This window comes from Myxococcales bacterium (assembly GCA_016699535.1).
In the GTDB taxonomy this organism is placed as follows: domain Bacteria; phylum Myxococcota_A; class Polyangia; order Polyangiales.
In genome coordinates this window covers 942,715-957,568 of the sequence record CP064980.1, presented here as the reverse complement: position 1 = coordinate 957,568, position 14,854 = coordinate 942,715, and the positions used below count along the sequence as shown (strand labels likewise).

At 50.4% G+C, this 14,854-nt stretch carries 11 protein-coding genes; 5 read left to right on the top strand and 6 right to left on the bottom strand.

The genetic code is table 11. From position 1 onward, the window contains the following. Positions 1–19 precede the first annotated feature (19 nt). Together IPJ88_04555 and IPJ88_04550 are read left to right on the top strand one after the other, a co-directional pair. A complete protein-coding gene (locus IPJ88_04555) occupies positions 20–1,306 on the top strand; it encodes a hypothetical protein (GenBank protein ID QQR91008.1) in 1,287 nt (428 codons plus the stop codon). A 291-nt stretch (positions 1,307–1,597) separates the two neighbouring features. Then, complete coding sequence (locus tag IPJ88_04550; GenBank protein ID QQR91007.1) at positions 1,598–3,274, top strand: hypothetical protein; 1,677 nt, start codon at positions 1,598–1,600, stop codon at positions 3,272–3,274. A 161-nt stretch (positions 3,275–3,435) separates the two neighbouring features. On the opposite strand, the gene IPJ88_04545 is transcribed toward IPJ88_04550, so the two are convergent. Continuing rightward, a complete protein-coding gene (locus IPJ88_04545) occupies positions 3,436–3,684 on the bottom strand; it encodes a YtxH domain-containing protein (GenBank protein QQR91006.1) in 249 nt (82 codons plus the stop codon). Next, entirely contained in the window at positions 3,650–4,096 is a 447-nt protein-coding gene (locus IPJ88_04540; protein ID QQR91005.1) for a hypothetical protein, read from the bottom strand. The genes IPJ88_04545 and IPJ88_04540 overlap by 35 nt, the downstream gene beginning before the upstream one ends. Positions 4,097–4,354: 258 nt before the next feature. Between IPJ88_04540 and IPJ88_04535 the strand changes: the two genes are divergently transcribed. Then, positions 4,355–4,903, top strand: a complete 549-nt coding sequence (locus IPJ88_04535; protein ID QQR91004.1) for a hypothetical protein — start codon at positions 4,355–4,357, stop codon at positions 4,901–4,903. 166 nt (positions 4,904–5,069) lie between these two features. Here the strand turns inward: IPJ88_04535 and IPJ88_04530 are convergent, their stop codons facing one another. Further along, positions 5,070–6,353, bottom strand: coding sequence for a CxxxxCH/CxxCH domain-containing protein (locus IPJ88_04530; GenBank protein ID QQR91003.1), 1,284 nt, complete (start codon positions 6,351–6,353; stop codon positions 5,070–5,072). Positions 6,354–6,753: 400 nt separating this feature from the next. On the opposite strand from IPJ88_04530, the gene IPJ88_04525 reads away from it, so the two are divergent. Then, complete coding sequence (locus IPJ88_04525) at positions 6,754–7,797, top strand: hypothetical protein (protein ID QQR91002.1); 1,044 nt, start codon at positions 6,754–6,756, stop codon at positions 7,795–7,797. Between the two features lie 184 nt (positions 7,798–7,981). Here the strand turns inward: IPJ88_04525 and IPJ88_04520 are convergent, their stop codons facing one another. The 3 genes from IPJ88_04520 to IPJ88_04510 form a co-directional block, all read right to left on the bottom strand. Next, positions 7,982–10,513, bottom strand: coding sequence for a hypothetical protein (locus IPJ88_04520; protein QQR91001.1), 2,532 nt, complete (start codon positions 10,511–10,513; stop codon positions 7,982–7,984). Positions 10,514–10,845: 332 nt separating this feature from the next. Beyond that, positions 10,846–11,445, bottom strand: coding sequence for a hypothetical protein (locus IPJ88_04515; GenBank protein ID QQR91000.1), 600 nt, complete (start codon positions 11,443–11,445; stop codon positions 10,846–10,848). An 85-nt stretch (positions 11,446–11,530) separates the two neighbouring features. After that, a complete protein-coding gene (locus IPJ88_04510) occupies positions 11,531–12,748 on the bottom strand; it encodes a DEAD/DEAH box helicase (GenBank protein QQR90999.1) in 1,218 nt (405 codons plus the stop codon). 374 nt (positions 12,749–13,122) lie between these two features. On the opposite strand from IPJ88_04510, the gene IPJ88_04505 reads away from it, so the two are divergent. Next, a complete protein-coding gene (locus tag IPJ88_04505; GenBank protein ID QQR90998.1) occupies positions 13,123–14,799 on the top strand; it encodes a serine/threonine protein phosphatase in 1,677 nt (558 codons plus the stop codon). Positions 14,800–14,854 lie beyond the last annotated feature (55 nt).

Here is a 14,854-nt window from a genome sequence, read left to right as displayed (position 1 = left end):
TATCGGCAGGTAGCAGCGGATGTTGCCTACATTTTTCCTGGGTCAGGCGCATCCCCTGTTTATTGAGCTTTTTGCTACCTGTTTTTTCAAGTTTTGCGTTACGCTGCTGTTGCTCTTGGCTCACATTGTTTTTGGACACAGACAAATGCGCTGGTTTGTGATCGTATTCTTCATTGCTTTCTCTTTTTCTACGGCCAAGGCCCAAAGCATTAAAGAGCGCGTACGTGAGCACGTTGAAGAAGGCCTAGAGCGCTCCAAAGATAAAAGCAGATCACAAAAGCAAAGCAAGCAGAACGCTAGACCCAAAAGGTCTTCTTCTTTGGCTCACAAACAACCAAGCCAAAAGAAGCCAACGTCTCAACAAAAAAAGCAACTTTCAACGACGCTCAATACTAGGAATGATTTACCTGTACGTTTGTTTGCTAAGAACTTTGAGCTCGATATTACTTTTGGCGCAGGATACCGAGGCTGGCTCCCGCAAGACTACTCCAGCGTTCAAATCAGCATGGCAAGCTACCTTACCTGGCGCGTTAGCGTTCAAGCGCGTTTGTTTGATCTTATCAACATCCACAAAGGCTACTACGAATCAAACGGTCTCTCAGGTCCACGAACTGGCGCAGCACCAACGATTGCGCAAGTCGGCTCACATCTTCCCAAGGCAGCGTGGCTGCTCGGCATGGTTGGCTTTCCGTTTTTCAATGCATGGGAGCCCATCGTGCGATACGAGTCGAGGGCTTTTGAAACCAGCGCCAAGCCGTCTCAGCCGGTGTGCGTAGTCGATCGCTACGCCTCAAGTGATCTTGAGCAGTGCGAGCTGTCCGATAATAATCTTAGGATCGTCTCGGGCTTTGAGACTCTGGTTTTGGGCGTGCGCTACGATCAGTCCAAAGAGTCTTCTTCGGTGGTGCACCACCCCAAAGGAAAACTCCCGCCTTTTTATTTCGGCATCGGCCTTATGTCTTACCGTAAGCCCTACCAGGTTAATGTCGACGGCTTAGTCCTTGAAGAGTTCTTGTTTGATGGTCGGTTTCGTGGCGCTGGCCTTGCGTTTGGCACAGACTTAGGCGGCGGCGTCAATCGCTTGTATGCAAACGTTGATGCGCAGTTCGGTCTAGGCGAAGTATCGCTCACACACAACCTCACCCTTAACGAACTCGCGCCAGAAGGCTGGCTCATTGGCTACGTGCAAGGCAATGCAGAACTCGGTTTTCGCTGGGCATTTCTAGAAGGTCCACCAACTTTGTTTTTTGTTCCGGCAGTCAGTCTGGGCGGGGCATCTTTTTCTTTTTCAGACAAACTCCGATGACAAAACAACGTCCAGCCCGGGGCTCAACTGGGACTTCCTGTGGTCCGTGTTCGCATCCATCGTCCTCGCAATATAAACCCTGCAATTGCTAAAATTGAATGACACCACAGTCATGATGCCGGACGAGTACCGGCTTTAGGCTTTAGGTCTAGTGTGAAGTGGGCAAGGTCAGACGTAGCACGAATGGTTTTAGCCGCAGAGAATATGACCGTGCACGTTGATACGCGCACGAAAATGTCGGTGTTAACAAAATTTGGTGATTGAAGTCTTTTCCGTTACTGTTCAAGTCCTATGAGAAAAATCACACTTGGGTTTCAACTTGGATTGTGCTGTTTATTTTTGGCGTGCAACGGAGATAACGCTGGCGGAATAAACACAGGCGATGGCGGTCTCGATGATGGCGGTGGCACTGACGGCGGCGCGGATGGCGCGGTAACGCTTTCCATTGGCGGAAGTGTCTCGGGCCTGCGCGGCAGCGTGACCCTTCAGCTCAACGGAGCCTATGATGTGGTGGTTTCGGAAGAAGGTTCGTTTGAATTTACAGTGGGTCTCGAAGAGGGCGCAAACTTCGATGTGACCATCACAGCTCAGCCGCCCTTTCAAAGCTGCTCGATTTCTGGTGGGCAAGGCACCGTCAGCAGCGTGGGCATTGATTCGATTGACATTCAGTGCGCTTCGTTTGTGTATCAGCCTTTGACCAACGGCAGCGATGGTTTTGAGCCTTGGGTATCGGATGGAACGGACGCTGGCACAGTGATGCTCAAAGACATCGCCGCAGGCTCTTCTAACAGCACGACGAGTCCGGAACACATTCTCTTGCCGAATGGCAATCTTCTCTTTATCGCGTATGAAGACACCCATGGTGTGGAGCCTTGGGTAAGCGATGGCAGCGATGCTGGCACAACCTTGCTCAAAGATATTGCTGATGGCAGTGGCGGGTCTAACGCCGGCGGCTTTACTCTTTCAAACGGTAAAGTGTTTTTTAGCGCCACCGATGGCACGAACGGAAACGAACTGTGGGTGACTGACGGCACCGCAAGCGGGACCGTGATGCTCAAGGACATTCAGCCCGGCGCGGGCGACAGTGGACCGAATGGTTTTGTGGATGTTAACGGAACGCTTTATTTTTCAGCTTACGATGATACTGCCGGCGAAGAGCTATGGAAGTCAGACGGCACCGCAACCGGAACGACCCGCGTCAAAGACATCAACCCGGGAGCGGGTGACAGTTTTGTCAGCCAAATCATTGCAGTAGGAAGCGTGATCTATTTCCGGGCCAACGATGGCAGCACTGGCAACGAGCTTTGGAAATCGGATGGCACCGAGTCCGGGACGGTCCTGGCTGCCGAGATCGTAAGCGGCGGCAATGGGGGAAATCTAACCGGTTTGTTTGAACATAACGGCATCCTTTATTTCAGTGCTTATGGTGGAAATACTCCGGGCATCGAACTTTGGAAATCGGACGGGACTCAAACGGGCACGATGCAGGTCAAAGACATCAATCCCGGTAGCGGCGATAGCTTACCCTCTTACTTTTTTGAACTTGGCGGTAGCATCTTTTTTGCCGCCGATGATGGAACACACGGCACCGAATTGTGGAAGACCGACGGCACCGATACGGGCACGGTTTTAGTCAAAGATATTAATGACGGAGCTAACGGCGTTGAATTTGATTCTTTCGTGACCCTTGGCGGAGCGGTGTACTTTTCAGTGTATGAGAGCGTCGGGGGCTCGACTTGGTGGAAAACCGATGGCACCGACAGCGGCACCGTTCTTGTCAAAGCCCCAAATCCTTCTGGAACGAGTCGAGCCTTTTCTCTTCGTTTGATCGGTGAAACTATCTTCTTCATCGGACAAGAACCAACGCATGGCTACGAGCCTTGGATAAGCGACGGCACCACGACCGGCACTGTTCTGCTCAAGGATGTCAATCCAGGCGCCCCCAACAGCTATCCCGTTCCCGGCTAAGACCCTGAGCGTTTTGGGTATGGTTTTGCACAATAGTCTCGGACGATATGCAGGCCGTAACAGCTCGCGACGCAGCAGACACAAGCCCACAGTACCTCCAAAACCTTTGCTCAAGATTTTGCAGATTACCGCGGGCATGTTGCTTTGCTTCGTCTTGCTTTCTAGGACGAAGCGTTGGTTTCGAGCGAATTTTTGAACGCGGCTTTTGCGGCATGAGAAGCCTCGCCGATCGCTTTGGGAACTTGCTCAACACGGCTTCGGCTGCGCTGTGCAGCTTCGCCCATGCGTTTGCGTGTTTCTTTCCCAGCGCGCGGTGCCAACAGCAAACCTGCACTGGCTCCAATGGCTGCACCGCCTAAAAATGCAAGCAGGATGCTAGCACCGGACACTTGTTTCTCTGAGTTGCTCATGATGTTCTCCTTTTTTTTCGGAATCACCATCGCTTGATTGCTCTTCGCACTGCTCAGCCGAACAGTCGTGCATACTCTTGACGAAAGCCTGCACCGCGGGACCAATGGCGGCTCCGGCAGCCGAGGCAATGGTGATTGTGCTTTTAAGTTGATTGACCATACGCGTGACCTCATTGACCGAATGCGCCAACTGACTGAAGTCTTCTTTGTGACTACTAATATGCTTTACCAAAGCCGAAGCTTGCACGAGCGTTTCATGGGCTTCGTCAAACACGCGTGTTGCGTGTTTTGAACTCTTGCGCAATTCCTTACGCACGCTTGCTAAGGTGACGTAAAGCTGGAGCAACACAGGAAGCATCGCTCCGACAAAGAGCGCAGCAAGCACAACGAGCACAGTTTCCCAACCAACCATGAGCCAGATCACCGCAGCAGCGCTTCGGCTTCCAAGGCGTCAAATATTTTAAAGCATCGGATAGAAACAACTTTTTTTGCATGATTTGCACAATCAAGGAGACATGCGCGAACCCAAAGCTTTTCAAAATGCAACTCGTAATATGGAGGCACTAAGTTTGGTAATGCGTCCCCTATTTACGACTTTTGAGTCATCGCTGTTTTGTGTGAATGAGAGGCAGCACTTCCCATTGTTCGACAAGACAGTTAGGGTCTATCCATGACACGACGAAAAAGCTATGGAGCGTTTGTTGTAGCGTGCTTTTTGTTCGCTTGCAGCAGCGATGATAAAGACGGAATCGATCCGAACGGAGCGGATGCAAACGTGACGGATACGAGCGAGACGCCAAGTGATAGGGGGTCTGCCACACTAACCATCGGCGAGCAAACTTGGGAATTCGACTCATTTGGTTGCGCTTTTGGGTACGCGGCTACCCAGAGTACGACCTTCGTGTTCAGTTCGAGTTCTTTCGGTGTGCACAGCGATGGATCGCGCGTGCAAATGCAAGCTGAAATCGAAGACGACACTGCTCAGGAACGCTATGAAGGAGATGGTGTTATCTACTCCGTCTACGTTAACGATATTGAAAACTTTTCGGATCCGGTCGTTGACTGGCATGCACGAGGAGCCGCCGCCGAAATTGTGGTGAACATCGACGGCGACAGCGTAACTGCCAGCGGCGTCTTCGACGACGGTCTTACAGAACTTGAGATCGAGCAGGTCTCCGGCACTCTGGACGCTACCTGCGGCAGCCAGAGCGTTCGCTAACGAGAAAATCCGAACCTGGTTAGGGACATGCTTATGATAAAATACGTATGTGTTTTCCCTGAGTTACAGAAGCGATCGCGGAATCGTTCTGTCTCAACACGGTTCCGCGACCGTGTTCGCAACATAATGTAATCATTCACAAAATAGTGCTAGAGCATGTCCCCAACTACCACGATTTGCTTCCGTGACAGGATATGTTGGAACAACGGCGCGCGGAGGAATCCCAATTGCCGCCGCCGCTAAATAATATATTGCGCTGACCATTTATATGCAAATCAGCGTTAATGATGTTCATTCCCGAATCGATCACTTCGTTGTGGCATTCCCTGCACGTCACACCCTTGCTCTGCACGTGCAATTGATGACGGCCACTCATTTGACCTGAGTTCGCAGCGTTGGTGCTATGGCAAGAGCCACACTCTACGGGATCGGTTGAAGTCCAGATCATTGTCCCGTTAGAGCTCTGGCCATTGCCATGACAATACAAGTTACTGCAAGTAGCCGAGCCAAGGTTAAAACTGGCTGAAGGATTAAGCGCATCAAACGGAACTTCTGCAACGTTATCACCATCGATGTGTCCGGCATCATCAACATTGACTGGAACAACGTGGCAGTTTGAGCATGCAATCTCGCGATGCCAATCGGAAGCAGCCAAGTGCACGCGGTGCGCGCCCACAGCTGCGCTTTGTGTGTTGCCCGCAAGATCAAGGGGCGGAGCTGCAATGCCATCGGATCCATGACAGCTATCGCAAGTTTGGCCTTGAACACCCACATCCAACACACCATTGATGTGCCGCTGTGGATCAAGAAAGGTATCGGAGCCAGGCTGCATGGTCGAGTGGCAGTTTCCGCAGCTCTCGTCTTGCGGATGCGGCGCAGGTGGTGGATAGCCATGACAGGTTCCACATGCACGCTGACTTCCATCGACAAGAGTCCAAGTCGGTGTGGTAAGTGAGCCGCCACTTAGTGTTGCACCGTGGCAATAAACATTACTGCAAGTCTCGGTGTTCCATTCTGGTGAAGCGCCGTTGCTTGTCGCAAGCGCAGCAAAAGTGACCTCCGCTACGTTGTCACCATCTATATGCCCTGGTGAACTGGTTTCAGCTGGAACAATATGGCAGTTGCCACATTCGATTCTTCCGTGCCACACAGAATCTTCTCCCAAATGACTTCGGTGTGCACCAACTGCTCGATCCGTGGTCGCACTCTCACCATCAAGGCCGGTGGGCGGCGCAGGACTCATCGAGTCCCCATGACAAGAAGAGCACTCAGCATCGAAGGTCTCAGCGGGATCAGGCAGACCCGCTTGTACGTGACCCGGCAGCGCTCCGATTTTTCCTTCACACCCTACGATAGCCACAATCATCAAGCATAGGAACCAACACAGCAGATGCAAACCAATCCGCTTTGGATCTGTGCTTTTTCGCTTAGATACCAAGTTAACAAACATGCCGAACATTAATAGTGTGCCGGAAGCCTGTCGAATGCAAGTTAGCTAGAACTCCACCCGGTTGAACAATGCCTAAAATAATAGGTAAACAAACACCTTACCCTACACCACGGGACGGTCTCAAGTCGCGGCGAACAACATGAATTAATTCAAGACTGCTCGCTCAAGGTTTGAAACGCTTTGTCTCTAAAGAACTCGCGTGAATTGGAGTCCTCAGTCTGGGTTAACTGTCCCAGTGGGCAATGACGGGAAAGGTGGGTTTCCCACATCGATCGAGGTAGGTGTGGCAGAAAATGTTTCTGCCATTATTCTCGATGCCTTGTCTCGATATGCCAGCAAGCTAGAACGAAGTTCGACTGCCAACGCCTGTTTGGCATAGCTCTTGCTTATTAATAAGCTAATGAATCGTTCGCGCTCAACGCTGCTCAGTAGAATCTGTTGTGTATTGCTGGTCTGTTGTCTTATTGGACAATCAGCGTGTGCGCTGCAAAGCGCTGATGAGTTTGGTGCTCAAGGCGATGAAGAAGCTTTTGTTATCGAGCTGACCGTAGGAACAGTACTGGTGGGGTTTCTGCTCCTTGCAGCAGTCGCTTTGTGGATCTGGTATGTGAATACGCACCCCGAAGTGTTCAGCAACGCAAGTGCAGCGCTTGGACAAACCCTCGAACAACTGACTGACTTCGCTAGCTGGGAAAAGTGGAAACCGGCTGAACGCTACGAAAATCTTGTCGCCTTGCACAGTTCTCTTGCAGCGCTGATCGGAAGCGAGCAGCGTATCGCGTTTAGCGATCTTATAGAGCTAGGGCGCGACTTATTTGCACAGGCTCGCAGAGGACAAAACGTGAACGATGCAGGCGAGCAGACTGGAGTGCGGGAAGACGAGTCGCTACCCGATTCTGAAGTTTGGGGCGATACCGTCGATAAGATTGGCGCGACATGGGATCTTTATGAGCAAATGTCGTCCGGTCAAGAAGAGATTATCGACTGGTTTCCGTATGCACCGACAGACGATGGCCCGGATTGCATGAAGCGACTGGGCTTTGCTAGCTATGCGATGACGGGTGTGTCTCCCGAGCGACTACTACTGGATCACACAGTGCTTGTATGTGCCGACAGTTATGGAAGCTATGCCGATCCATCCGTTCTTAATCTTGCAAACAGCGTGGTAGGCGTCGGCATTTACGATGTGAACGAGGCAATCTTTGACGTTGTAAATGTTGGCAATATCCCAGTCGTGTTAGAGCCTGTCGATGAGGATACCTACTTTTCCTCGCCTTCGAGAGATAGCCTTGCCATAGCGCCGTTGCACCAAGTTGAAGTCCAACTTGCCGTAACCGCTGGCCGTACGATAAGCGAGATTTCAGTTAAACCGTTCGGACAATCCATCACCTCAACGGCAATGAGAGTGGCCGATCTAACCGTCACATGGCTCCCTATTCCCTGAGCTGTGTTCTTGGCTTCGATAGTCCTTAGTTAGAAAAGCTTTTGCTGAAGCATCGCCAAGAAGAGCTTTGCGTTTTGTATTTCAAGTAAGCCTAAAAAAACCCAGGAACAACTCTCGTCGAGTCCTTCCTGGGTTTCTTTAGCAGGTGTTCAGTTAAAGCACCTGTCTTGCTGAGATCACGTGGCTAAAACGACTCTGTCACAGCGAGGCCATCAATAAAGATAGCTCCGTCAGTTCCAGGAGTGTTCGCTGCACCGCCATTGACTTCAAGCACAGTGGCAGTGTTGCTCGTCTCTCCATAGGTGCTGTACAGGAAGATGATATCGGCATTACCACCAAAACCTGCTGCAGCATCTGCAGAACCACCATTTGACTTCAGTTCACCGCTATTGGTGGTTGTATAACCAACAATCTCGATGCGCTCTGCGTCACCACCAGAACCAGTACCAAGACCGCTTCCACCAATCACGGAGATGTTTCCGGTGTTGATCGTCTCACCGAGATCAGCAAACAACTGAATCGGATCGGAATCCGCATCGCCACCACTATAGTCGACAGTCAGGGCATCCCCACCTTTGGCCATGATGTTGCCATGATTCTCCAAGCGGTTGAAACCGAACATGAAGACATATCCAGCTCGACCACCATTGCCTGCCGTCGCATCTCCTCCGCTGACATCAATGTCTGCGAAGTTGTACACGACTTCAGCTTCTGTCATGTAGCCATAGTAAGTGTCGGTTTCGAAATCAACATAACCGCCTTGACCACCATATCCATTGCTGCCAGTACCACCGATGGCTGTGATCTTCGTATAGTTGATCACGCCGCCAGATGGCGTGTAATCGAGATTATCAGAATCACCATAGAGGTTTTGCGCTCGGATGAAACCGGCACCGCCGCCGTTTGCACCGTTGCCGCCGTTCGTGATGATGTCCGTGTAGCCGTAGAAAATAATCTCTTGGCCATTTGGAACATACCGGGCATCAATGTAGACATTCAAGTAGCCACCATCGCCGCCACTTGTATCGCCAGCACCACCACGAAGATCGATGTTTCCGGCAATATGGTAGGTACCTATCGGCTGATAGTCTGAATACCAACCCTCATCATAGCTTGAGCCAATCTCAAGATAGCCACCGTCACCACCGTCGCCGGCTGCACCATCACCACCTCGGCTGCTGAGTGCTCCAGAGTTGACGATCTGACCACCATACTCATAGAAGTAAACGTATCGACCATCACCGCCGGCGCAGCCTGTTGTGCACTCGGCATCCACGTCACCACCATTGGAAGTCAAGTTACCCGTGTTGCGAATGTCACCCGGGTAGCCGATGTAGAGATAGACATATCCAGCATTACCACCAATTTGAGTGCCGCTTCCGCCCGATGCGTTTAGGTTACCCGAGTTGAAATTGCTGCCATAGTCCGTATCAATTTCTATATAGGCTCCATTGCCGCCGTTTCCTGTACCGCTGGCATTGCCGCGGCCACCCACTGCGCTTATGTTGCCAGTGTTCCAAACACGTTGGTTGGCGTACCAGTACACTTGACCCGCGTCTCCGCCGTTGTCACCGGTGCCCCCCGAGGTGTTGATGCTGCCATGGTTAAGAATCGAACCAATACCTTGGTACACTGACCAATTCGAGTAGCTCGCATAAAGGTAGACGTAACCACCGTTTCCGCCATCGGATCCCGAACTAATATCTTCACCCGCGGTATCAATAGAAGAGCCTTCGTTTCCAACAAAACTTTCGCAATAAATGTACAGATTCGCTCGACTTACAGTGTCTGCAAGAAGAGCTGTGCTGATGGTTCCGTTGTTGACCAACCCATTACTCATGTAAAATTGAACAAGAGATGAATAGTTGGGCTCAAGGGTCAAGGTTGCTCCTGAGGCAACACTAATTCCCGTCACAGTTGAAGCCGTTGTCCCATCCCATTTTCGCATCGAAGTATTGCTTGTCACGAAATAATACGCCGGAGCACTAGGCGTAGCACCGCTTAGCGCAGTCTGAGCCGTTCCATCGTCAGCATAAGAAGCAACGCTTAGATCTGCAGAAACTTCCATAGGAACATCGCCCAAATCCACAGCACTTACCTCCGGTACAGCGAAAGACGCATCGACTTCACCAGTGGTGAAAAACTTAATATGTCCACCAGCACTTCCGGAGTCGATTTCGTAGGCAAGGTAGCCACCTTGACCACCCGTTCCGGTGGTTGATGCTCCGCCCGTTGTATTAATGGTGAACGCTCCGGGTGGGCCGTCTGGCGGCTGGATCGTTCCGATAGTAAGCACAGTGTTTCCCGTATCGGCACAAACATATTGCTGGCTGTCTACTTCGCCATCCTGCAACACAGCGTCTCCGGCAGTGCCGTCGCCATCGCCATTATCCATTCCGATCTCAATGAAGTTACCACCTGCTTGGCAGTTGACATCACCCGCAGCAAGCGCTTGAGTGCGAGACAAAATCTTCGCTTGCGAGCCGTTGCAGACATCTTGTGTGTCTGTGATCTCGCTTTCGTCGAGCATGCCGTTTCCATCGTTATCAACACCACTTTGAATGGTGATTCCACCATTAGAGCAAGCCTCCCCGGCTGCCAAATCTACAGTTTGTACAAGCGCGCCCGATCCCACGGCACCATCATCGTCGCAAGCGACAACGCTGGTACATAGAAACAGCGCGATTCCTAGAATGCGTGTAAGTTTATCGAACATGTTTTCATTTCCCTTTTTCGTACTGCGAGTTGACATGAGCCCAACGAGATTACGCAGTTTTCTTCAGTTCACGCCAGCAATACAGAAAAAAAATAAATTCAAACCAAGGCGGCCTGGTTGCCAAATTCTCGACAAAAGTCAATTCCCCCTGAAAAATTGCTGGTCGGAGAAATTGCTCGATGGATACCTGCCATCACAGATCTAGACGCAATGGCTATAAAAGGGAATTCGTTTACTCAAAAAAGAAAATAATGCAGCAAGCAATGACTCGGCAGACTCACGCGAGCCTGTATTGGTTTTGGAGCTTTGTCTCGAACCATAGCCGTGATTGGTTAACTATCCGGATAATAAAAATCGAGACAAAGCTGGCACAAACCGTGACTCGCATTCACTGGAGATTGCGTAACCCATCGAGGAACCCAAACCCAAAGATCATTTTCACCAGGAACTCGGATGCGACGACAATGAGAACATTGCATAACGACGCCTTGTTCATCGGCCAAGCTCGCTAAATCATGTTCGAAAACACGCTCCTCGATGGAAGCTTCGCAGTTTAACGAGTGAACAATCAGTAATCCCGCCCGACCAGTTAAAGGATAAACCAGTTTGTGGAATTCCCGATAGGTGCTAGCGCTTGAACACTGATACGTGTGACTCCAGGGCTCTCCAGATTCAAGGCAACTTAGGTAACGCGCCACATAATAGTCACGAACCGCTTCGCTATAAGCGTCGGTGATGGTAGTGCCCACACCCCAGTGATCCTTTATCGTGGGTTGCCCACCATTTTCCTCTGCGAACTTCCGCCAGTGCTCATTCGTGTAGGCTATGGTAAAATCAGATCGAATAGCGCATACGATATTCTGTTGTTCGTTGAGCTTGGCTAGATCAAAACCCTTTAGTAAGGACCTGGCATCCGAAGCAATTTGAGACATGGATACCTCCTTTGCGTTCGTGGGACGAGGTGCAATTGTAGTGCTTTAAGTAAAAAGGCGAAACTGCTTAGGAAAGGCCTTTTTATTATCGAAAAGCGGAAGGTGAGCGATTACGTTTTGCTGCCATAAGGCCGGACGGAGTTTCGCGTTGCGCGATGTCGCGTTTTGTAAGCCTCTCAATGGCGCGCAAATAGGGACGTTCCTCGTCAGAACAAAACGATATCGCAATTCCGCTCGCTCCCGCTCGGCCTGTGCGTCCGACGCGATGCACATAACTTTCCGGTTCGTTGGGCAGATCAAAATTGATGACGTGGGACAGGTCTTTGATGTCAATGCCGCGAGCAGCAATATCAGTAGCGACAACCACGCGAACCCGGCCTGCTTTAAAGTCTTCAAGCGCCCGCACTCGAGCTGATTGAGACTTGTTTCCGTGAATGGCTGCAGCGCCTACTTTTGCATGCAAAAGATTGCGCACAACACGATTGGCTCCGTGCTTCGTACGTGTAAAGACCAGCGCACGATCGATCTCTTTATCGCCGAGCAACTTGATCAGCAATGAGGTCTTCTTCGATTTTTCAACAAAGTGTACCGACTGCTCGATTGGCGCGCGTGTGGACGAAACTGGATCCACAGCCACTTGCACTGGGTTACGCAAAATGCGGTCTGCTAGTTCCTGAATCGCAGCTGGCATAGTCGCGGAAAAGAGTAAGGTCTGTCGTGATGAAGGCAGCGCACGTGTAATGCGCCGCACATCATGAATGAAACCCATATCAAGCATGCGATCAGCTTCATCGAGAACAAAAGTATGCACACGATCAAGCTTCACGACGCCATCGTTCATTAAGTCTAAAAGTCGACCTGGTGTCGCTACCAGCACCTCAACACCACGACGCAAGGCCTGCAATTGACCATGTTTACTCACACCGCCGAAGACGACGTAGGAAATCGGCCCACCGCGTCCTGCATAAGTGGAAAAACTGGCTCCAATCTGTGCTGCAAGCTCGCGTGTCGGAGCAAGCACCAGTGTTTGAATCGCTACGGGTCCGGCTGGGCGAGACTCTTGCATGATCTTTTGCAAAATAGGCAAGGCGAAGGCCGCGGTTTTGCCCGTCCCTGTTTGAGCACAGCCCAGCAGATCTTTTCCTTGCAGGACGTGAGGAATCGCTTTTTTCTGGATCGGTGTAGGAACACTGTATCCAGCGCGATCCAAATTACGTTGCAATGTTTCGCAAAGGCCTAAGGCTGCAAAGGCATCGTGACTTTGTGGTTTGTTGTTTTCGCTAAGGGTAACGGAAGGGTTCATATAAAAATCTTTCTGCAAAGTGCGCATACACAACCTGTGGCTGTGCGCAGTCGCGTTAAATTGAATTGGGTCTCATAGCTCAGCCAGATTGAGGCTCGAGCCTTCTTGCGGTGCATCACACATCCCGCCCTGAGACATATGCAATTGATGAAAAAGCGGACCCCAAAACGGGGAAGGACGTCAACGATCTATCATTTTCATAACAGTTGCCGTTGATCTCGCTTGGAGGCTTATGTCACGAACATGGCTGTTTGGCAAGGAAAAATATGGATGCAGCCAGGTCCAGTCGAACTTATCGAAGGCAATTCTACGCCTTAACGGGTCCTACTTCACAAATTCCACATGGCATTCGAAGCGCGATACTATAGTGCACTATGATTACCTTTAGTGCTGATCCACAGCTTGCCGAACGGCAAATGCACGCCATCATTTTTTATCTCACAACCTTTGGGTATATCGATGGCGATTTCGATAACAGTGAGCGCGAGTTTATTCGTCGATATATCCGTCAACTTGTCACCCATCGCGTGCTTACGGGTGCAGCAGACGCTTCAAAAGACCTACAGATCGAACTGACTGCGAAGTACACCAAACACTTCGGCGAAGTGTTTGCGGAAGTAGACCGCCACGTTAAAGATCTTTTTACCGAAGCTGTGGCAGAGGGTGAGGAACAAGACAAGTTCGTGCACGCAAAGCTAAAAGTCCGTTGCTTTGAGTTCTTCGAGAGCTTCGATAAAGAAGGTCAAGAAGCGTTAATGGAATGCATTAACGAGCTTATGATGGCAGATGGGAATGCGCATCCAGCAGAGATTAAATTTCGAGCGGAACTGAGTGAACTGCTTGAAGCAGAGCTTGACGTAAAACTGATCGAAGAGGATCGAATTCACCCGGTCAATGTAAGCAACGCTGTAGAAATGAATCTGACGGCACCAAGCCATCCCTTTTTTGATCAATTCGAATACCATTACTCTCGGGATCCGGAGAAGATGAGCCAACAGGTTGCCTCTGATTTAGCGTTGGTACGAAAAGCTATCGATCAATTGAAGCAGCAAAAACAGTTGGGCCACGGTAAACTATCTGGAAAGCAAAAGGTGAGCGAGTTCGAAGATACAGAGTTCCTCGACCAACATGTTTATCTCGTAGCACCCCAAAAACACGACTACGAGCTGCTCGTGCTTGGTGATTTACATGGCTGTTACAGTTGTTTGAAAGCAGCCGTAAACCAATCCCAATTCTTTGAAAAGCTCGAAGCATTTAGAAAAGACCCCGAACAGCATCTTGAACCAAAGCTTGTGTTTCTCGGCGACTATATTGATCGCGGCATGTTCAGTCTTAATGGCGTTTTGCGTGCTGTGCTAGAAATGTATCTGCACGCACCCGAACATGTCTACGTGCTGCGCGGCAACCATGAATATTTTCTCGAGTATCAGGGACAAGTTTATGGCGGCGTAAAACCATCTGAAACCATCAACAGCCTCAAACCTCATTTGCCAACCGAAGTCTTTCGGCAATACATCGAACTTTTTGAAAACTTACCGAACATGCTTTTCTTTGAAGGCATGCTCTTCGTCCACGGCGGTATCGCACGTGACGCTACCCTGAAAGAAAAATACAAGGATCTTTCGAGCCTTAACGATCCTGACATTCGTTTTGAGATGATGTGGAGCGATCCAAGCGTAGCCGAGGTGATTCCCGCTGAACTTCAAAAACAAAGCGCACGTTTTGCCTTTGGACGTTCCCAAGCTGCCTTCTTTTTAAAGCGTGTGGGTTGTCATAGTTTGGTACGTGGGCACGAGAAAATCGAAGAAGGTTTTCGTGCATTTGAGGATGAATCAATCGCCCTGTTTACTCTTTTTTCCGCAGGCGGATGCAATAATCGCGATTTGCCAGAAAACTCAGGCTACCGTTCAGTCACCCCAATGGCCATGACCGTTACTTATCGCCAAGGAGAGCTTTCAATAAGGCCCTGGAAAATTGACTATGAATCGTTCAATACACCAGAGCGCAACGCATTTTTCAAAAGCCCACCTGAGATCAATCACCTAAGCTAGTGTTCGCGTTCGCAACGATGAATACCTAGTGCTTTGATCGGAGCACTAGTAGTCA